Below are 19,169 nucleotides of genomic sequence, written 5' to 3'. Positions count from 1 at the left end.
GCGATAGGCGATGACGACGACGATGAAGATGTCCCGGGCATTCGGCGCAGCTGCTGCCGCCGCCATCGGTCTCACTCTGCTCACCGGCTGCGGCGACGAGGCCGCCTCGGCCCCGGAGGGCTGGGGGAAGCTCGACACCAAGAGCCTCTCCGTCGGCTACCCGGAGAAGAAGGGGTACAAGGAGCAGCCCGCCGCCGACCGCGCCAAGGCGAACGCCGCCGTGGCGCTCAAGGAGGAGGGCGGGCTGCGCACCGGCATGGTCTCCGTGCAGCTCGACTTCGCCAAGGGCGTGGACGACGCCGGTGAGGCGGCAGCCGCGGCGGGTGCCGGTATCGGGCTCGGGACGACCCGCAAGGAGACCACGGACGTACGGCTGGCGGGTGCGGAGAGCGCCCGTGAGGCGCGCAGGATCGACTACGAGTTCACGTCGAGCGGCAAGGAGCAGACGCCCGCGCCGGGCACCGTGATGACAGGCGTGGTGGTCGCGGGCGTCGATTCGAAGCACGTGCCGTTCGCCGTCCGGATCAATGCGGTGAAGGGCTCGCTGAGCCGGCAGGACCTCGACGCGTTCGTTGATTCGATCACGGTCAAGTAGCGGATCAGGGGCGCTCGTTCATGCAGATCCTGCCCGGTGGCACGGCCACCTTCCTGCTGCTGTTCGGCCTCCTCCTCGGTGCGTTCGCCATCCGGTCGGCGCTGCGGCTGAGCCGGGTGCTGCGGCTGGTCCGGCACGGCGAGCGCGCCGAGGGCCGGTGCGCCGACCGCCGGACGGTCGACCGGGGGCCGGGCACGGACCGGAGTTACGTCACCGAGTACGTCTTCGCCTTCCGTACCCGCGACGGCCGCGAGATCGAGTTCACCGACCATGCCCCGGGCCCGTTCGGCTTCGAGGTCGGGGCGGCCGTCCGGGTCAGTTACGACCCGGCGGACCCGGCGAAGCACGCCACGGTGGCGGGGCCGGGGGCGTGGGGGCCGGTGATGATGCCCGCGGTGTTCGCCGTCGTGCCGGGGGTGTTCGCGGTGGGGCTGCTGCTGGGGTTCATGGCGCTGCGAGGGTGGCTCTGACCTGCCGGCGCCCCTCCCGGCAGGCCTTGCCCAGGCACGGCCCTAACGGCTGGGGACCTCGCTCCCGAACAGCATCCACGGCGACTGGTCGAACGACGCCACTCCGGACAACTGCGGTTGTGTCGCGGCGATTTCGTGCCGTACGGCGAGCGTGTCCGGCCAACTGTCGAAGAACGTCGTGCCGTTGATGACGACTCCGCTCCAGTCGGTCGCCGCGGAAGCGCCCTCCCGGTCGACGACGAAGCCGATGCACAGCACGGAAGCCCGCCCTATCGCCTCCCTGATCGCCCGCGCGGCCACCTCCTGCTCGTCCCGCGTCAGCCGCCCGAATCCGAATTCGAGCGCGACGACTCCGTCCCCCATCCGCCGGATGCGCGCCGGGACGTCGGTTCCGCTGTTCACCCACAGCAGGAAGTCGACCGTGTCGATCCGTTGCAGGCCGGCCAGGAGTACGAGTTGTTCCCTGGTCACCCACGAGGGAGTGCCCCACGGATCGGGCCCGGGGCCGAGGAGCGTGACCCGCCGCGTGACGGGGTGGCTGAGCCGCAGTCCCGCAGCGTCGAGATCGCCGAAGAGCGACTCCGCGTCCGGGCGGCTCCAGCCGAGGTGGTACGAGTAGAAGAAACCGTTACTCATCGATACATCACCCCAGGGAACGGATACAGGTGGAGGGTGCAGATCAACGTGCGTATGGGCGCGCCGGGCGGACGCCCGTGACGGGCGCCGGGTCGGATTTGCTCACGGTCGGTCACGTACGAGCGTAATGAGCTCCGCCTGCCCGGGCTTGGGCCCACGGGCCCAGGGGCGGGCCCCAATGAGCAGGGCCCCCGGCCACGGCATCAGGGTCTGCCCGGCCACCAGAACGTACGGCCGACATCGAGAGCCAGGGCGGGGACCAGCACGGACCGGACGAGGAAGGTGTCGATGAGGACACCGATGGCCACCACGAGACCGATCTCGATGAACGCGACCTGCGGTGCGGTGGTCAGTGCGGCGAAGGTCGCCGCGAGAACCACGCCCGCGCTGGTGATGACGCCACCGGTGGAGGTGAGGCCGGCGAGCACCCCGGCGCGGTGGCCGCGGTGACCGGCCTCCTCGCGGATGCGGTGGATGAGGAAGATGTTGTAGTCGACGCCGAGCGCCACCAGGAACAGGAAGCCGATCAGCATGACCTGGACGTCCACCGCCGGGAAGCCCAGGACGTGCTGGAACAGCTGCCGGCTGATGCCGAGCGCCGCGAAGTAGGACAGCACCACGGTCGCCATCAGGAGCAGCGGGGCGACCAGCGCCCGTACCAGCGCCACCAGGATGAGGAAGACCACGGCGAGGACCAGCGGGATCACCACCTTGCGGTCGTGGGCCTGGGCCGCTGCCTTCTCCTGGGCCATCGCCGTGGGCCCGCCGACCCGCGCGTCGGCGTCGGGCACGGCGTGCACCGCGGTCCGGACCCGGTCCACGGTGCGGGCCGCGGCCGCACTGTCCGCGCTGTCCTTCAGCACGGCGCGCGTGGCGGCGAGGGTGCCGTCGGTGGACTTCTCCGCCGGGGCGACCTCGGCGACCCCGTCGATGCCCTTGAGTGCGGCGGCGATCGCGGGGGCGGCGCCGGCCTTGCTGATGACCTCGGCGGGCCGGCTCTGTCCGGCCGGGTAGTGGGCGGCGAGGAGGTCCTGGCCGGCGATCGAGCCCGGCTTGCCGACCACGAGGTGTTCGTCGTCGAGTCCGGTCTTCAGGCCGAGCGAGCCGAGCGCGAGGACGGTGAGGACGAGAGCGGAGCCGATCCACACGAGGCGGGGGCGCCGGGAGATCCGGCCGCCGATCCGGTCCCACAGGCGATGGCCGGCGTTCGGCACGGCCACCCCGGCGCGCGGCACGCGGGGCCAGAAGACCCAGCGTCCGAGCAGCACCAGCACGGCCGGGAAGAGTGTGGTCATCGCGGCGAGTCCGCAGACGATGGCGATGGCGCCGGCCGGGCCGAGCGTGTAGTTGAAGCCGACGTCCGCCCGGGTGAGGCAGAGCAGACCGATGCTGACGGTCGCGGCGGACGCGGCGATGGCCGGTACGGCCCGGCGCAGTGCGGTCCGCGCCGCCCGGTGCCGGTCGTCGTGGACCCGCAGCTCCTCGCGGTAGCGGGCCAGCAGCAGCATCGCGTAGTCGGTGCCCACGCCGAACAGCAGGGCCGTCACCACGATCTCGTTCCCGCCGCCGACCGTCAGGCCGAAGCCCTTGGCGAGGAGGTACGAGACGGCCTGGGTGGTGAGGAAGGCGACGCCCACGACGAGGAGGGGCAGCAGCCAAAGGATCGCGCTGCGGTACGTGATCAGCAGGAGACCGGCGACGACGAGGACCGTGATGACGGTCAGCGCCCGGCCGGTCGACTCACGGGCGTCGGTGGCGTCCAGCGAGTTGCCCGCCGGGCCGGTGAGCTTCGCTTCGAGGCCGTCGGGCCGGTCGGCCGTGGCCCGGTCCCGCACCTTCTTGGCGTTGTCCGCGAGCGTGGTGCCGTCCTCCTTGGCGAGGGGCACCAGCGCGGTGAGCGCCTTGCCGTCGACGGAGGGCCGGGGCGGTCCGACCGGCCCGGCCGCCAGCGTGGCGAACTCCTCGATGTCGGCGGCGACCTTCGCCTCGTCCTCGGCGGTGAGCCCCTCGGCGCGGGCGTAGACGACGATGCCGAGCGAGATCCGGCCGTCGGCGAACCGGTCGGCGAGGCCCGCGACTTCGGTGGACTCGGCCCCGCGGGGCAGTTCGACGGTGAGTTCGTCCTTCTCGATGCCGGACAGCTGTCCGGCGAGCGGCACGGAGACGGCGACGACGATCAGCCACGCGATCAGCGTCAGCCACTTTCCCTTCCTTCCGGCCGGTGAGGTCACGAGCCGGTCGGCCCAGCTGTGCGGTCTTGGCATGGGGGCTCCTCGTCCAGGGGTGGGTGTGGGATGGGGGGCGGCGACCAGGGCGCGGTGGGCGGCGCCTCCGCGTCGTCGCGGGCAGGCCTGAACCGGGCCTCTCCCCCGAATGAGGTCATGCCTCATCGGGCGCGGCACGCCCGTGATGGCTGTGCGGCGCCTGTACGGCTGCGAAGTTCAGGAATTCAGATAGGCGAGGACGGCCAGAACGCGGCGGTTGTCGTCGTCGGAGGGTGCCAGGCCGAGTTTCGTGAAGACGTTCGACGTGTGCTTGGTGACGGCCTTCTCGCTGACGCCGAGCCGTCCCGCGACGGCGGCGTTGGAGCGGCCCTCCGCCACCAGTGACAGCACCTCGCGCTCACGTGCGGTGAGCCGGGCCAGCGGTTCGTCGCTCGCGTTGCCCGCCAGGAGTTTCGCCACCACGTCCGGGTCCATCGCACTGCCTCCGGCGGCTACCCGGCGCACACAGTCGATGAACTGCCGGCTGTCGAAGACCCGGTCCTTGAGCAGGTAGCCGACCCCGCCGGAGCCGTCCGCGAGGAGTTCGCGGGCGTAGAGCTGCTCCACGTACTGCGAGAGCACCAGCACCGGTAGTCCGGGGATCCTGGTCCGCGCCTCGATGGCGGCGCGCAGCCCCTCGTCGGTGAAGGTCGGGGGGAGGCGTACGTCCACGAGCGCCACGTCGGGCCGGTGCTCGATGAGCGCGTCCAGGAGTTCGGGACCGTTGTCGACGGCGGCGGCGATCTCGAATCCGTGGGCCGTCAGGAGGCGGACCAGGCCTTCCCTCAGGAGGAAGAGATCTTCGGCGAGAACAATGCGCACGGGATCTCCATGGTCGCCATCGTCGGTCCGCCCCGGGGGCTGTTCACGGCAAGTATGCCGTCGAATGCGGCAATGCGGCTCTCGATTCCGCGCAGCCCGGTCCCTGCCGACGGGTTCGCGCCGCCGATCCCGTCGTCGCTCATGCTGATGCGCAACGCGTCGTCGTCGTGCCGGATGTCGATCCAGACGCGTCCGGCACGGGCGTGCTTCGCCGTGTTCGTCAGCAGTTCACCGACGGCGAAGTACGCGGCGGACTCGACCGGTGCGTCCAGCCGCCCCGGCAGATCGACGACGACGTCGACCGGGAGGGGGCTGTCCAGTGCCAGGGCGCGTACGGCATCGCCCAGTCCCCGGTCGGAGAGGACCGGTGGGTGAATTCCCCTGACGAGGTCGCGGAGTTCGCCGAGCGCCTTCGAGGACGAGTCCCGCGTCTGTGCCAACAGGGCCCGCGCGGCTTCGGGGTCGGTGTCCAGGAGTTGTTCGACGGCGTCGAGATTCATGCCCATGGCGACCAGCCGGGCCTGCGCCCCGTCGTGCAGATCGCGTTCGATGCGGCGCAGCTCCGCCGCCTGACTGTCCACGACCGCCCCGCGCGTCCGGGTCAAATGCCCGACCCGGGCGGCGAGTTCGTCCCCGGGGCGTGGCCCGAGCAGCTTGCGGGTGAACCGGGCGTGGGCGGTGAGGAGCCGGGGTCCGGCCCAGACACCGAGGCCGATGAACCCGATGCCCACCAGGGGCATCAGCCAGGTGCCCGTGCCCCGCTCGCCGCTCACCCGGATCAGGCCGGCGTAGCGGTCGTCGTAACCGGCCGACACGAGGTCGTCCCAGACGAACGGGAAGACCAGGCCCTCCAGCCCGTAGACCAGCAGCGCCGCGGGCAGCAGTGCGAGCACGGTGCCGACGACGGGGTCGCTGATCGTCCACAGCATGTCCCGCCAGGTGGCGGGGTCGGAGAGCAGGTGCCGGCACCGGTGCCACCGGCCGGCGAATCCCGGCTCGCGGGCCGGCAGCGGAAGGTACGGCTCGGAGATCCTGACCTCGGACCAGGTGTGCGCGAGGCGCCGCGAACGGTTCGCCAGCTTCCGTACACCCGCCACGACGAGCGGCAGGAGCAGCACGCCCACGCCGAGCCCGAGGTAGACGAGGGAGATCACCATCAGGACGAAGAGTGCGAGCTGCGGCACCTTCTGCGCCACCAGGGCGAGTCCCCGCAGTGGCGGCTGCCAGGGTCTGGGCGGTGCTGGTGCGGTCATGACTGCTGCCTCCTGCGAGTGGCCTCTTGGTCCGGCGAGATCAGTCTGTCGTGGGACGGCCCCGGGAGCATTGGGCCTGTCCCCCATTTCCAGGGGGACTCAGGTCCCCCTGGACAACCGCGTCGGGTTCACCGGCCGGTGTCCGTCGCCCTCGAACTATCCGATGGACAACGGCCGCTGAAGCGCCCATGGTGTACGTCGATGACACGCACCGATTCGCCTCCCGCATGGGACGAGCGCACCCAGTTGGCCACCTTCCTCGACTACGTACGCGACACCGCACGCGCGAAGTGCGAGGGCGTCTCGCCGGACGACGCCCGCCGGGCCCCGCTGCCCGGCTCCCCGCTGATGACGATCGCCGGGCTGATCAACCACCTCAGCTGGGTCGAGTACCACTGGTTCGAGGTGGCCTTCCTCGGCGGTGAGGACGAAGGCCCCTGGACGGACGAGGACCCCGACCGCGAGATGCGCATCGCGGTGGACATGCCGCTCGCCGATGTGCTGTCGCAGTACGAGGCACGGACCACCCGCTACCGCGAACTGGTCGCCTCCCACGACTTGGACACGCCGGCCAAACGTCCACGCAGGGACGGCCGTCACCCGGATCTGCGCTGGATCGTCCTGCACCTGATCGAGGAGACCGCCCGGCACAACGGCCACCTCGACATGATCCGGGAGATCGTCGACGGCACCACCGGCACCTAGTGTTCTGTCCGGGGAGGACGGAGAATCCACACCGCCAGGGCGGAGGCGCCGGTCCACACGGCGGCGTAGGTGAAGCCCACCGTGGGGCTGAGCAGCGTCCACAGCAGTCCGACCGCGGCCGAGGACGCGAAGTCGCCGGCCGACTTCACCAGGCCGAGCAGCCCGAACCCGCTGCCGCGCAACTTGTCGGGGAGCAGGCCCGCCACCAGGGTCGACTCGGCGGTCTCCACCAGCCCGATGCCGCTGCCCGCCAGCACGAAGGCGGCCAGCAGCGGCGGCCATCCGTGCCAGGAGACGGCGAACATGCCGTACGCCGCGAGGTACAGCACTCCTCCGGCGGCGAACGCGGCACGTGGACCGGCGCGGTCGATCCAGTGCCCGCCGGCGTACGCGACCACGGCGGCGAACGCGTTGTGCGCCGCGTAGATGAGCACGGCCAGGGAGGTCGCGGCTGCCAGATCCCGGGTGCCGTGATGCAGCAGCTGGGTGGCGCGCAGGATCAGCAGCGTCACAGCCACATTGCCGATCTCGAACAGGGCCACCGGCACCAGCGCCCGCGGCAGCCCGGCCCGCCGCAGCTCCTTCATGTTCAGGCTGATGCGGCGCCGGGCTGCCGGTTCGGTGAGCGTGCGGCGTGCCTCGCGGCCCGCGACGGTGATCGCCACTGCGGCCAGCAGGCCCGGCAGCGCGGCGAAGTACAGGGTTTCCCGGATCCCGACCAGGGAAATCAGCAGCGCCGCGAGCAGCGGCCCTGCTACCGCGCCGAGGTTGTCGCCCGTGCGCTCCACGCCGAAGGCACGTCCGTACGCCCGGCGCGGGACGAGTGAGGCCAGCAACGCATCGCGCGCCGGGGATCGTAATCCACGCGAAACCCAGGCCAGCGCACGGAGCACGCCGACCTGCCAGACCGTCGCGGCGAGGCCGATTGCGCCGGTGGCCAGGGCCGTTCCGATGTAGCCGCCGGTGGCGATACGTGCCCGCCGCGCCGGTTCGTCGGCCAGCGGGCCGCCTGCCAGTTTGGCGATCCCGGTCAGCGCGTCGCTCACCCCTTCGACCAGGCCGAGCGCGCCGGGCGAGGCGTGCAGGGTCGAGGTCAGGAAGCTCGGCATCACGGCGGTGGCGATCTCGTGCCCGGAGTCGCTGAAGAAGCTGGCCGCGCCGACGCTGCCCACCCCGGCGCTGAACCAGCCGGTCCGGTCCTGGGGGTCCTCTCCCGACTGCTGTTGTCCGGTGTCCATGGTCGGGAGTCTCCTCCGTCCCATCCGCCCGGCGTCGATGTTCCGGCGGTGCATGCGGGTGGAGCGTCGGGGCGCCGGATCGGTGCCTAACCGATCGTGGCGATCCGAGGCACGAGGTGCTCGGCGATCTGGTGAGTGAAGCTGACCGGGTGCCGGTCCGGCAGCACCTGGATCTCGCTGATGCCCAGGCTCGCGTACGCCTCCGCGTCGGCGAGGAACACGTCCGGCCGCTCCAGCACCGGGCCGTTGTACATCACGGTCTTCGTAATGGCGTCGTAGTCCCGGTCCTCCGCGGCGCAGTGGGCGCGCAGCACATCGAGTTTGTGGGCCACTTCCTCCTGACCGGTGGCGAACAGATTGCAGGCGTCCGCGTACCGGGCGACCAGGAGCAGCGTCTTCCTCTCGCCCCCGCCGCCGATCATGATCGACGGGCGCTCGCCGATCGGTTCGGGCACGCACAGCGTTTCGGCGAGCCGGTAATGACGGCCGTGGAAGGGGCCGTTGTCGTCGCTCCACATCTGCAGGCAGATCAGGATCGTCTCCTCCAGCCGCTCGAAACGCTCGGCGACCGGAACCACGGGCACTCCGAGCCCGTACTGCTCCCGCTCGTACCAGGAGGCGCCGATACCCAGCCTGGCCCTGCCGCCCGACAGCACATCGAGGCTGGTGACGATCTTCGCCAGCAGTCCGGGGTGCCGGTACATCACCCCCGTGACCATCAGGCCGAGCGTCATGCGCTCGCTCACCGCCGCCACGTAGCCGAGCGTGGTGTACCCCTCCAGCATGGGCTCGTCGGCGACGGTCTGCCCGGTCTCCATCTGGAAGTAGTGGTCCATCAGGGTGAACGACGCGATCCCCGCCTGCTCGGCGATGCGCACCGACTCCGCGAGGGTCGGCGCGATGAGGGCGGGGTCGGCCGGTGTCGAGTAGTTCCAGTAGTGCAGACCGAGGTTCACGTCCGGCCTCCGCGGGTCAAGGGGGTACGGGGCGGTAGGCCGCCGCCCCGGCCGGAGTGTTCAGCCGGATTCGTACTCGGGATTCCCATCGGTGTTCCGTCTCCCGCCCGACGCGATCGACCACCTTGCGCAGCCGGCTGCCACGCTATGCGAGGCGGCACCCACCCTGCCATCCGAGCGAGGCATACAGGTCAACCGCCCGCGCTGGCCGGACGCAGCCGCGCGGCCTCGGGTACGCGCAGATCCCGCCCCGCACCGCACCCGGATGAACGCCCGGGAAAGGACGGCGGACTCCGGCGACCGCCGCGTGAACACTCGGGAACAGCTGGTGGGCGGCGCGCCCGCGCCGCCGGAACGGCACAACTCCCCATGGTTCACCGCCCCGGGCGAGGCCCACCGCGTCTCCCCGCGCACATCCAGGAGCGCCCAGGTCCGCTGTCTCACAGGCCTGTCACAATGTGCATGCGCACTGAACCACTTCCGGATCGGACACGTGATCATCGGTAACACGTTTATGCCGCACCTCCGGGGAGATCCATGACGCGCCGATGGTCGCTCATCGCCACAATCGCCGTATTGACCGTCGCGCTGGCCTTCGTCGTCGTCCAACTGGTGCGCGGCCAGGACTCCGGGAAGGAGCAGGCCGGGGCGAAACCGGCCGGGAAGGAGCAGGCCGGGGCGAAACCGGCCGGGAAGGAGCAGGCCGGGGCGAAACCGGCCGCGTCGAGCCCGACCGACGAGAAGAGGAACAGCGACGGCTCCGTCCCGGCCGGCTACCTCGGCACCTGGTCGGGCTCCATCGACAACCCCGCGGGCCACTCCACCCGGCAACTCGTCATCAAGCAGGGCACCGTCGGCCAGTCCGTACTCACCCTCACCGCCGACGGCCCGCTCGACAACGGCGGCTCCTACCACTGCGTCTTCGAGGCGGGCCTGGCCTCGGAACCGACCCCGAACGGATCCGTCGAGATCGCGCCTTCCACCGTCGCCGTCGGCGAACCCATGTCGTCCTGCACCGCGGGGAAAGCCACCACGCTGACCTTGCTCCCGAACGGCACCCTGAGCCGGGAGACCCCGGAGACCGGCGAAAAGCTCACGTACACCAGGACCGGCTGATCAACCCAGCAACGCGGACACCGCGCTCAGCAGCAACAGGGCGGGGACGAACCTTGCGGGCGCCGTCGGCGGAAAGTGCCACGCCAGCGGCCAGGTACGGCCGGCCAGGGCCGGGATCGGCACGTAACTGATCCGGCCCGCACACGAGTTCGGCACAGTCGCCTCACCGGGCCAGGACTTGCGGGCCGTGCTCCCGGCAGGGGAAAGACGGCGGACGCCGGCGACCGCGACGTGAACACTCGGGAACGGTTGGCGGACGATGTGCCCACGCCGCGGGATTGTCACAACTCCCCGTGTTCCACTGCCCCGGGCAAGGCGTCGCCGCATCTCCCGGCTCACGGGCGCACGTCCAGGGGCGGACAGGTCCGCCGTCTCGCACGCCTGTCACAACTTACGTGCACACTGAACCACTTCCGGATCGGACGCGTAATCGCCGGTGACACATTTATGCCGCACCTCCTGAGGACATTCATGACGCGCAGATGGCCGCTCATCACCACGATCACCGTATTGACCGTCGCGCTGGCCTTCGTCGTCGTCCAACTGGTGCGCGGCCAGGACTCCGGGAAGGAACAGGCCGAGGCGAAACCGGCCGGGAAGGAACAGGCCGGGGCGAGCCCGAGTGGCGGCACCGAGTCGCTGCAGGGCCTCGGCTGGTGGCCCCTGCACCAGTCCGGCACCGCGAAGGCCGGCGAGCAAGACGCTGTGGTCAGCGGCGGCACGCAGTGGACCGACGGCCCCGAGGGCGGCGCCTTGCGGCTGGACGGCACCAGCGGATACGCGGACTCCAACACCCGGCTCGACACCGTGGGCAAGGACTACTCGGTCGCCGCGCGGGTGCGCCTCACCCCCCAGGGCATGAAGGGCATGCGCACCGCCGTGTCCCAGGACGGCGACGGGATCAGCACGTTCTTCCTCCAGTACTCCGGCCAGGACGGGAACTTCGCCTTCAGTTTCTTCGGTACCCGTACGATCGCGGAGACCGAGAAGCCGCAGCCCGGCCGCTGGTACCACCTGACCGGCACGTACAGTCAGAAGGACCACCGGATGCAGCTCTACGTGGACGGCCGGCTCGCGGGAACCAGGGTGGCTTCCAACGGCGTGAAACCCACTGGCACTGTGGTGATCGGACGCGCCAAGTTCGAGGGGAAAGCGACCGACTACTGGAACGGTGACATCGCCGACGTACATCTCTACAACCGGGAGTTGACGTCCCGTGAGGTGAACTCGCTTTCCTCTCACGAACCGGGCTGACCGGCGCTGACGGGGCGAGTTCACCGCCGCCGCAGGCCGACGGGCGCCGCACGGGCGCACGGCGGCTCGCGGCGGCGCCTGCCGGTTGTCCCGCAGCCGGCGGAACCCGTCTTCCCCGCAGACGACCGGAGAGGAAAGGCCCTTGTCGGCCAGCACGACCGAAGAACTAATGCCCGGCCCCCACGCCGCGGAACCCCGCCCCGACGAGTTCCTCAGAGCGCTCTACGACTTCCACGGCAGCGCGTTGCTGCAGTTCGCCGCACGGCGGCTGGAGGGCGACTGGCACCGCGCCGAGGACGTCCTCCAGGAAGTCGCGATACGCGCCTGGCGGCACGCCGGGGAACTCGACCCGACCGCGGATTCGGTGCGGCCCTGGCTGTTCACCGTGCTGCGTAATCTCGTCATCGACGGCCACCGGGCTCGCCAGGCCAGACCACCGGAGACCGGTGACCCCGAACTCGCCCACCTGCCGGTGTCCGACGGCGTGGACCACATCCTCACCTCCCAGGTGCTCATCGAGGCGTTGCGGGACCTGCGGCCGGCACAGCGCGAGGTCCTGCTGCACGTGCACTACCTGGGACGCAGCGTCAACCAGACGGCCAAGGTCCTCGGCGTGCCGCCGGGCACGGTCAAGTCCCGTACGTACTACGCCGCCCGCGCCCTGCGCGAGGCACTGCACAGCCGCGGGCTGTACGCGGGCGGCCTGGACCGCGAGGCCGGATGACGCTTGGAGCGTCCGGCAATTGGGGGCCGGCGTCACGGGGCTGAGGCACGCACCTCGCGGCGTTGTCGTCAATCACCATGGCTCCTTCCCCAAGCTCTCAGCTGCGTTCGAGCAGGGGAGACCCCATCTGCCTCAATCCTCCGCCTTGCGATGCACGCACCCCGGCCCCGCTCCTTCTTCCACCCCCCAATTGCCGGACGCTCTTATGCCAGACGTCCCGCGTGCCGGGTGATCTCCAGGCCGAGCGGTCCGGTGTCGAGCGATCCGCCCGCACCGGCACGCCAGCGCCACCCCGTGGGTGCCTCGCCGAGCACCAGCAGCGCGTCCCCGCGCCGCAGACCGGCCAGTGCCCCCTCCCGTCGCGGGAGCTGCGAGGCGTCCACGACGAACAGATGCGGCGCCTCGCCCTGGACGGCGATCCGGCTGCTGCCCTCGATCAGCCGGTAGATCTGGGTGACGTCGGGCGAGCCGGGCTCCGGCGCTCCCGTGCCCGCCGACGCCGCCGCCGTGGCGAACGCCTCCTCCAGGCTGGCCGCGTCGTGCAGACGCGAGGTCCGCGGCTCGTCGCCGGAAAGGAGCCGGCCGTCGGCCAGGGATCCCACCAGGGTGACCTCGGCAAGTGCCCCCACCGGGCCGGCGAGCGCCTCGGTGACGACGGCCCGTACCAGGCTGCGCACCTCCTCGTCCGGACCCGTCACCGAGACGGGCCCCGCCGCCCGGGAGAGGTCGACGAGCACGCGGTCGGGTCCGTCCAGGCCCACCGTCACCGTCAGCGCGTACGGCAGGGCCGGTTCGCCCTCCGGGCCGGGGCGGTGCAGATCGTCGGGCGAGATCGTCCAGCGCTCGCCGTCCGCCTCGACGGTCCAGGGCGCGGGGGCGGTCTCCTCGGCCCCGGCCAGCAGCAGTGCGAGCCGCTCCTCGGAGTAGACGACGGCGTACAGGTCGGGCAGCGACCGGCCGGAGCGCAGGCACTCGCCCGTCAGCCGGCGCAAGCCCGCGTTGACCACGTCCAGCGCCTCCCGGCCCACGACGGCCGCCGAGGCGGCGACGGGCTTCGGCGGGCGGGGCCGTCGCTCGGTGACGATCAGTGCGGCCACCGCCCCGATCAGCGCCAGCCCCAGCACCACGGCCAGGACGTACCAGATCATCTTCTGACTCCTTGTCGGGACGCCCCGGCGGCGGAGCCGGGACGGTCGAGAACGAGGGCGGCACAGTTGCTGCGCCGTGCACCCGATGGCGACTACGGCGCCCGGCGGCGGATGGTTCACCGGTGCGCCGGGTGAACCATCCGCGGTCGGGCGCCGTAGGTCCCGTCAGTGGCACGGGAGCCGCCGAGTGCGGCTGCCGAGGCCCCCCATTCACGCCGGCTGGAGGACGTTCTCGTGTCGTTGATGTTGACCGTGGTCGAGGAGGGCGGTGACGCGTTCGACGTCCACCTCGACGCCGACCCCGACACGCCCGCGCGCGCTGTCGCGGAGGCGCTGGCCGGGGCGGGAGGCGTCCACTGGCCCCCGGAGGGCCTCGGCCTGTACGCCGGCGACCGGCTGCTGCCCGCCGATATGCGGCTGCGGGACGCGCCGCTGCACCACGCGGCCATCGTGGGCCTGGGCCGCCCGGCGGGCACCGCGTCGGCCGAACCGGACGGGCTGGTGGAGGTCCGTACGGTCGGCGGGACCGGCGCGGGCTCCGTGCACCGGCTCGACATGGGCGAGTACCGGATCGGGCTGGCCCACGACGGGACCGCCCAGGTGCTGCGCGCCATACCGGACCGTCCGTTCGCCGTCCTGGCGGTCGGCCCCCAAGGACGCTGCCGTATCACGCCCGACGCCTCCGCGCCGGACGGCGGCACCCTGCAACTGGACCGCGAGGACCTCGCCGAGGCGACCGCCTGGCCGGCCGGCGCACAGCTCCTCGTCGGGGACTGCCTGCTCGAACTCGCCCTCCCGCAGAAGCCGGACGCGGCCGTGCAGCAGTCGGAGGACGGCACCGGCTGGGACTACAACCGGCCGCCGCGGCTGCGGCCGGCCGAGAACGCCACCCGCTTCACCCTGCCCTCCCCGCCCGCCCCGCCCGCCGCCCGGCCGCTCCCGTGGATCACCGCGGCGGCCCCGCTGGTGATGGCGGGGGCCGGGGCGCTGATCTTCGGCCGCATGTCGATGCTGCTGTTCGGGCTGCTCTCCCCGGTCGCGATCCTCGGCAACTATCTGATGAGCCGGCGCACCGGGCGCCAGACCCACTCCGGCAGTGTCGCCGCCTACGAGGAGAAGAAGGCACGCATCGAGGGCGACGCGGCGAAGGCCCTGGCGGACGAACGCACCGCCCGGCGCCGCGGTTTCCCGGACCCGGCCGAGGTCGTCCTGACCGCCGTCGGCCCCCGGCGCCGTCTGTGGGAACGCCGTACCTCCGACGCCGACTTCCTCGAACTGCGCATCGGAACCGCCGATCTGGCCTCCGACGTGGTGCTCCAGGACCCGACGAAGGACGAACACCGCCGCGAGGACCCACGGACCGCGTACGACGTCCCGGTGACCGTTCCGTTGCGGGAGCACGACGTCCTGGGCATCGCCGGCGAGGGCCCGGCAGCGCGCGCCGTGGCGCGCTGGGCGGTCGCCCAGGCCGCCGTCCTGCACAGCCCCCGCGACCTCCAGATCCATCTGCTGACGACCGGCGAACGGGGCCGGGACGGCTGGTCCTGGCTGCGCTGGCTGCCGCATGTGCGCAAGAAGTCCGGCGACACCCCGGCCAGCATCGGCTACGGCACGGAGACCTGCGCCCGGCGGGTCGCCGAACTCACCGCGCTGATCGCCGAGCGCGCCGGACGGGCGGACCGGCGGAGCCGGCCCGCCGGGCCCGACGTGCTCGTCATCCTCGACGGAGCCCGCAGGCTGCGTTCGCTGCCCGGAGTGGCGCAGATCCTGCGCGACGGACCGGCCGTCGGCGTCCGCGCGGTCTGCCTGGACGCCGAGGAGAGGCTGCTGCCCGAGGAGTGCCACGCCGTCGTCGCCGAGGAGCCCGGCGGAACCGTACGGGTGGGACGCTCCGGGAGGGGCACCGTCGGGGGCATCCGGCCCGACGCGGTGTCCCTGGAATGGTGCCGTTCGCTGGCCCGCGCGATGGGCCCGCTGCGGGACCCGGGCGGGGCCGTCGAGGAGGCCGCGGTGCTTCCCGGCTCCGCGCGGCTGCTCGACGTCCTCGCCCTCGACCCGCCGCAGGCCGCCGGCATCCGGGCGCGCTGGACGGCCGGGGGCCGCTCGACCCGCGCGGCCGTCGGTGTCTCCCTGGACGGCCCGTTCCACCTGGACCTGCGGCGCGACGGCCCGCACGGGCTGGTCGCCGGCACCACCGGCTCCGGCAAGTCCGAACTCCTCCAGACGCTGGTCGCCTCGCTCGCGGTGGCGAACCGTCCGGACGCGATGACATTCGTCCTGGTCGACTACAAGGGCGGCTCCGCGTTCAAGGACTGCGTCGACCTGCCGCACACCGTCGGCATGGTCACCGACCTCGACGCCCACCTCGTCGAGCGGGCCCTGGTGTCGCTGACGGCGGAACTCACCCGGCGCGAGCACATCCTCGCCGCGGCCGGTGCCAAGGACATCGAGGACTACGTCGAGTTGCTGGAGCGCAACCCGGCAGGCCGCGAGCCGATGCCCCGGCTGCTCATCGTCATCGACGAGTTCGCCTCGATGGTGCGCGACCTGCCGGACTTCGTGAAGGGTCTGGTCAACATCGCCCAGCGGGGCCGCAGCCTCGGCATCCACCTGATCCTGGCGACGCAGCGCCCCAGCGGCGTCGTCTCCTCGGAGATCCGCGCCAACACCAACCTGCGCATCGCGCTCCGGGTGACGGACGCCGGCGAGAGCCAGGACGTCCTCAACTCCCCCGAGGCCGCCGGGATCTCGCAGGGCACCCCCGGTCGCGCCTATGTGCGTCTGGGCCAGAACTCCCTCGTGCCGTTCCAGTCCGGACGGGTCGGCGGCCGTCGGCCCGGTGCGGCGGCGACCTCGCTGCCGGCACCCTGGGCGGTGACGGTCGGCTGGGAACGGCTCGGCGAGCCGCTCCCGCCGCGGCCCCGCGCCGCGGCCGTACCCGCCGAGGTGGAGACCGACCTCACCGGGCTCGTCGCGGCGATCCGCGAGGCGGACCGGGAGATGGGCATCCCCGCGCAGCACAGCCCCTGGCTCCCGCCGCTGCCCGAGGTCCTGGTCACCGGCGAACTGCCGGCGCCCCCGCCCTCGGACTACGACCTCGCGCCCGTCGCGTACGGCGTGGTGGACCTGCCCGCACAACAGGCCCGGCTGCCCCTGGTGATCGACCCGGCGACGCTCGGGCACCTGCACATCATCGGCTCGCCCCGGCAGGGCAGGTCGCAGACGCTGCGCACCATCGCCGGCACCCTGGCCTTCGCCCATTCCCCGGACCGGCTGCACATGTACGGCATCGACTGCGGCAACGGCGCGCTGCTGCCCATCGAGCAGCTGCCGCACTGCGGGGCCATCACCCAGCGCACCCAGCCCGACCGGGTGGCCCGGCTGCTCGCCCGGCTGTCCGGGGAGCTGACCCGGCGCCAGGAGATGCTCGCCGCCCGCGGCAGCGCCGACCTGCCGGAGCTCCGCCGCGCCCTGCCGGAGGCCGAACGGCCGCCGCACATCATGCTGTTCATCGACCGGTGGGAGGTCTTCGACAAGCAGCTCGGCGAGTACGACTCCGGGAACCTGCTGAGCTCCGTGCTGAACCTGCTCCGGGACGGCGCGAGCGTCGGCATCCACCTGGTGATGACCGGTGACCGGGCGCTGTTCTCCAGCCGGGTCAACGGCTCCACCGAGGACAAGCTCGTGCTGAAGCTGAACGAGAAGTCCGAATACGGGATGATCGGCATCACCCAGCGCAACGTGCCCGACGAGATCCCGCCGGGCCGCGCGTTCCGTGCCGCCGACAAGGCGGAGGTGCAGATCGCGCTCCTCACGGACAACCCGGAGGGCCAGGCGCAGGCCGTGGCGCTCCAGCAGATCGCCGAGTACTGCCGCGAGCGGGCGGCCCAGCTGCCAGACGCCACCCGGCCGTTCCGCGTCGACACCCTGCCGGACCGGCTCACCTGGGAGGAGGCGACCCGGTACGTGCCGCAGCCGCTGACGTCCGCACGGTGGGCGCTGTCCGGTGTCGGCGGCGACGAACTCACCGCGTTCGGGCCGGACTTCGCCGTCACGCCGACCTTCCTCGTCGCCGGACCCGCCCGCTCCGGCCGCAGCACCGTCCTGGCGACGCTGGCACTGTCGCTGCTGTCGGTCCAGACGCCCGTCGTCGTCGGCGCGCCCTCCAGGTCGCCGTTGCGCCAACTCGCCGGACGGCCCGGGGTCCTCGCGGTCTTCGACGAGTCCGACATCGACCCCACCGCGCTGGAGGAGGCGCTGGCGTCCTCGCCGCAGGGGGCCGTGGTGATCCTGGACGACGCCGACCTGCTGCTCAAGACGAAGGCCGAGCCCGTCCTCACCCAGATCGCCAAGTCCGGCGCCGAGATGGGCCGGGGCCTGGTGATCGCCGGGCAGACCGACCGGCTCTCCTCCGGCTTCTCCGGCTGGCACACCGAGGCCCGCCGCAACCGGTGCGGTCTGCTGCTGAAGCCGCAGAACATGAGCGACGGCGAACTGATCGGCGTCAAGGTGCCCCGCAGCCGCCTGGGCGCGACCCGCCCGGGGCGGGCGATCCTGCACCTGGGCGACGGCGTGCTGCGCACCGTCCAGGTCCCGGAGACGGTGCTCCCGCCGGCCGGGAGCTGAGCGCCTGTGCGGGGGTTCCGACACCGGCTCTGAGGTCCCACGGCAGAGGGCTCCCGCCCCGGCGACAGCCGGGGCGGGAGCCCTCACGCATGACGGGACGCGGCCCGGATCAGGTCGATCCCTCCACGTAGCTGGGGTCGTGCACGATCGTGCCCTGGCTCCCGTGGGGGACGGCGCCGTTGATCGCCCAGGCGAAGCCGCCCACTCCGATGAGGTTCGAGCTCTGGTCGATCCACCCCGCCGCCTTCGTCCAGATGTTGACGATCCCCGGCAGCTGCTTCACGTTGCCCGGCATCTTCAACACGCCGCCGGGAATGTTCTTCAGCGCGTTCGCGACCAGCTCGCCCGGGTTCTTGAACCCGGTGAACGACTTGATGGCGGGGATCACGGTCTTGATGTTGACCTGGATCGCCTTGAGGTCTTTCGTGACGGAATTGAGGGTGCTCGCGATCCCGCCCAGTTTGGCGATCTTGATCAGGCCGACGCCGCCGAGCACCAGCCCCAGGCCGCTGAGAACCATGTCGAGCACATCCCACTCGCCCGACTGAATACTGTCGACGATGTTCATGATGAAGGGGATGGCAGCGGTGACCAGACTGGCGATCGTCAGGATGAGCCCCAGACCCTGCAATCCGGGGATGAGCATGGCGATGATGCCCAGGGCGGCGCTGATGAAGCCGAGCACCTTCTTGAAGATGTCCTTGATCTTCTCCCACAGGCTCTTGCCCGGGACCGCCTCGCTCGTCGCGTCGTCCAGGGCGCGGGCCGCCGTCGAGGCGTCCGTCTCGCGCAACTCCCGCGCGTCCTCGGCGAGCATGCGGGCGGCGTCGAGATCCCGCTGGGCGCTGTCGACGTCCCCCTGCGCCACGGACTGGTCGTGCCGGGCATTCTCCATGGCCTGCCGCGCACTGCGCCGGGCCGCCTCGTCGTCCGGCGGGGGCGGGTCCGCCGCGTCCAGGCCGCTGATCACGGACCCCGCCGCGGCGGCGGCATCGGTGGCCCGCTGCAGCCGCTCCTTGGCGTCCCGTCCGTCGACCAGGGCGTTGTCGGCCTTGCGCTGATGGTCCCCCAGCTGGTCGGCGTAGGTGTCCAGCGCGCGAGCCGCCTTGTCGTACGAACTGTGCAGCTTCTCCACCTGATTGGCCAGGTCCCCGAGCTTGTTCCGGAGTTTGTCCATGGCCTTGCCCTCGCCGAGCTGGCTGTTCTTCAGGCCGCTGACGATGGGGAGCGCCTGGTCCGCGTCGTCGGCGACGGACCGGTACTGGCCCGCGAGCTTCGCGAGCATCTCCGCATCGCCCGGAGTCGGGTCGTCCGAGAACCCGAAGACCGTCTCCCAGTCGGACACCGCTGGCCGCGCCATTG

General features: G+C 71.8%; 16 protein-coding genes. 7 read left to right on the top strand and 9 right to left on the bottom strand.

What is annotated here, in order from left to right:
- Nucleotides 1-10: 10 nt before the first annotated feature.
- Entirely contained in the window at nt 11-595 is a 585-nt protein-coding gene (locus ACZ7L9_RS06195) for a hypothetical protein (protein WP_471413000.1), read from the top strand.
- A gap of 20 nt (nt 596-615) precedes the next feature.
- Nucleotides 616-1,065 (top strand): DUF3592 domain-containing protein, encoded by a 450-nt coding sequence (locus ACZ7L9_RS06190; RefSeq protein WP_471412999.1) that lies wholly within the window; start codon nt 616-618, stop codon nt 1,063-1,065.
- Between the two features lie 42 nt (nt 1,066-1,107).
- Here ACZ7L9_RS06190 and ACZ7L9_RS06185 read toward each other — a convergent pair whose 3' ends face one another.
- From ACZ7L9_RS06185 to ACZ7L9_RS06170, 4 genes are all read right to left on the bottom strand, one after another.
- Nucleotides 1,108-1,701: a hypothetical protein gene (locus ACZ7L9_RS06185; RefSeq protein ID WP_471412998.1), complete on the bottom strand. Its 594-nt coding sequence runs from the start codon at nt 1,699-1,701 to the stop codon at nt 1,108-1,110.
- 203 nt (nt 1,702-1,904) lie between these two features.
- Nucleotides 1,905-3,965 (bottom strand): MMPL family transporter, encoded by a 2,061-nt coding sequence (locus ACZ7L9_RS06180; protein ID WP_471412996.1) that lies wholly within the window; start codon nt 3,963-3,965, stop codon nt 1,905-1,907.
- A gap of 177 nt (nt 3,966-4,142) precedes the next feature.
- The gene (locus tag ACZ7L9_RS06175) at nt 4,143-4,787 is read right to left on the bottom strand and encodes a LuxR C-terminal-related transcriptional regulator (RefSeq protein WP_471412994.1); all 645 of its coding nucleotides are present in this window, start codon (nt 4,785-4,787) and stop codon (nt 4,143-4,145) included.
- The gene (locus tag ACZ7L9_RS06170) at nt 4,751-6,040 is read right to left on the bottom strand and encodes a sensor histidine kinase (RefSeq protein WP_471412992.1); all 1,290 of its coding nucleotides are present in this window, start codon (nt 6,038-6,040) and stop codon (nt 4,751-4,753) included. The genes ACZ7L9_RS06175 and ACZ7L9_RS06170 overlap by 37 nt, the downstream gene beginning before the upstream one ends.
- Before the next feature lie 201 nt (nt 6,041-6,241).
- Between ACZ7L9_RS06170 and ACZ7L9_RS06165 the strand changes: the two genes are divergently transcribed.
- Nucleotides 6,242-6,745, top strand: coding sequence for a DinB family protein (locus ACZ7L9_RS06165; protein WP_471412990.1), 504 nt, complete (start codon nt 6,242-6,244; stop codon nt 6,743-6,745).
- Here the strand turns inward: ACZ7L9_RS06165 and ACZ7L9_RS06160 are convergent.
- Both ACZ7L9_RS06160 and ACZ7L9_RS06155 read right to left on the bottom strand, forming a co-directional pair.
- Nucleotides 6,742-7,983, bottom strand: a complete 1,242-nt coding sequence (locus tag ACZ7L9_RS06160; protein ID WP_471412988.1) for an MFS transporter — start codon at nt 7,981-7,983, stop codon at nt 6,742-6,744. The genes ACZ7L9_RS06165 and ACZ7L9_RS06160 overlap by 4 nt on opposite strands.
- An 86-nt stretch (nt 7,984-8,069) precedes the next feature.
- Nucleotides 8,070-8,939, bottom strand: a complete 870-nt coding sequence (locus ACZ7L9_RS06155; RefSeq protein WP_471412987.1) for an LLM class F420-dependent oxidoreductase — start codon at nt 8,937-8,939, stop codon at nt 8,070-8,072.
- Nucleotides 8,940-9,476: 537 nt separating this feature from the next.
- Between ACZ7L9_RS06155 and ACZ7L9_RS06150 the strand changes: the two genes are divergently transcribed.
- Nucleotides 9,477-10,055, top strand: coding sequence for a hypothetical protein (locus tag ACZ7L9_RS06150; RefSeq protein WP_471412985.1), 579 nt, complete (start codon nt 9,477-9,479; stop codon nt 10,053-10,055).
- On the opposite strand, the gene ACZ7L9_RS06145 is transcribed toward ACZ7L9_RS06150, so the two are convergent.
- Nucleotides 10,056-10,211 carry a hypothetical protein gene (locus tag ACZ7L9_RS06145; protein WP_471412984.1) on the bottom strand — a complete coding sequence of 52 codons (156 nt, stop codon included), beginning with the start codon at nt 10,209-10,211 and terminating at the stop codon, nt 10,056-10,058.
- 315 nt (nt 10,212-10,526) lie between these two features.
- Between ACZ7L9_RS06145 and ACZ7L9_RS06140 the strand changes: the two genes are divergently transcribed.
- Together ACZ7L9_RS06140 and ACZ7L9_RS06135 are read left to right on the top strand one after the other, a co-directional pair.
- On the top strand, nt 10,527-11,309 hold the full coding sequence (locus ACZ7L9_RS06140) for a LamG domain-containing protein (protein WP_471412983.1): 783 nt from the start codon (nt 10,527-10,529) through the stop codon (nt 11,307-11,309).
- 142 nt (nt 11,310-11,451) lie between these two features.
- Nucleotides 11,452-12,033: a sigma-70 family RNA polymerase sigma factor gene (locus ACZ7L9_RS06135; protein WP_471412982.1), complete on the top strand. Its 582-nt coding sequence runs from the start codon at nt 11,452-11,454 to the stop codon at nt 12,031-12,033.
- Between the two features lie 203 nt (nt 12,034-12,236).
- Here ACZ7L9_RS06135 and ACZ7L9_RS06130 read toward each other — a convergent pair whose 3' ends face one another.
- Complete coding sequence (locus tag ACZ7L9_RS06130; protein ID WP_471412980.1) at nt 12,237-13,181, bottom strand: hypothetical protein; 945 nt, start codon at nt 13,179-13,181, stop codon at nt 12,237-12,239.
- A gap of 243 nt (nt 13,182-13,424) precedes the next feature.
- On the opposite strand from ACZ7L9_RS06130, the gene ACZ7L9_RS06125 reads away from it, so the two are divergent.
- The gene (locus tag ACZ7L9_RS06125; RefSeq protein WP_471413478.1) at nt 13,425-17,807 is read left to right on the top strand and encodes an FtsK/SpoIIIE domain-containing protein; all 4,383 of its coding nucleotides are present in this window, start codon (nt 13,425-13,427) and stop codon (nt 17,805-17,807) included.
- Nucleotides 17,808-17,916: 109 nt separating this feature from the next.
- Here ACZ7L9_RS06125 and ACZ7L9_RS06120 read toward each other — a convergent pair whose 3' ends face one another.
- Entirely contained in the window at nt 17,917-19,167 is a 1,251-nt protein-coding gene (locus ACZ7L9_RS06120) for a hypothetical protein (RefSeq protein WP_471412979.1), read from the bottom strand.
- Nucleotides 19,168-19,169 lie beyond the last annotated feature (2 nt).

It is taken from the genome of Streptomyces sp. NPDC111516, assembly GCF_055635345.1.
This window is presented reverse-complemented; position numbering and strand designations above follow the sequence as displayed.

Excerpts from the sequence above, each read along its gene's own strand:
- ACZ7L9_RS06130 (WP_471412980.1), bottom strand. The coding sequence starts at position 13,181 with ATGATCTGGTACGTCCTGGCCGTGGTGCTGGGGCTGGCGCTGATCGGG.
- ACZ7L9_RS06125 (WP_471413478.1), top strand. The coding sequence starts at position 13,425 with ATGTTGACCGTGGTCGAGGAGGGCGGTGACGCGTTCGACGTCCACCTC.
- ACZ7L9_RS06140 (WP_471412983.1), top strand. The coding sequence starts at position 10,527 with ATGACGCGCAGATGGCCGCTCATCACCACGATCACCGTATTGACCGTC.
- ACZ7L9_RS06120 (WP_471412979.1), bottom strand. The coding sequence starts at position 19,167 with ATGGCGCGGCCAGCGGTGTCCGACTGGGAGACGGTCTTCGGGTTCTCG.
- ACZ7L9_RS06180 (WP_471412996.1), bottom strand. The coding sequence starts at position 3,965 with ATGCCAAGACCGCACAGCTGGGCCGACCGGCTCGTGACCTCACCGGCC.
- ACZ7L9_RS06160 (WP_471412988.1), bottom strand. The coding sequence starts at position 7,983 with ATGGACACCGGACAACAGCAGTCGGGAGAGGACCCCCAGGACCGGACC.
- ACZ7L9_RS06195 (WP_471413000.1), top strand. The coding sequence starts at position 11 with ATGACGACGACGATGAAGATGTCCCGGGCATTCGGCGCAGCTGCTGCC.
- ACZ7L9_RS06165 (WP_471412990.1), top strand. The coding sequence starts at position 6,242 with ATGACACGCACCGATTCGCCTCCCGCATGGGACGAGCGCACCCAGTTG.
- ACZ7L9_RS06190 (WP_471412999.1), top strand. The coding sequence starts at position 616 with ATGCAGATCCTGCCCGGTGGCACGGCCACCTTCCTGCTGCTGTTCGGC.
- ACZ7L9_RS06150 (WP_471412985.1), top strand. The coding sequence starts at position 9,477 with ATGACGCGCCGATGGTCGCTCATCGCCACAATCGCCGTATTGACCGTC.
- ACZ7L9_RS06170 (WP_471412992.1), bottom strand. The coding sequence starts at position 6,040 with ATGACCGCACCAGCACCGCCCAGACCCTGGCAGCCGCCACTGCGGGGA.
- ACZ7L9_RS06185 (WP_471412998.1), bottom strand. The coding sequence starts at position 1,701 with ATGAGTAACGGTTTCTTCTACTCGTACCACCTCGGCTGGAGCCGCCCG.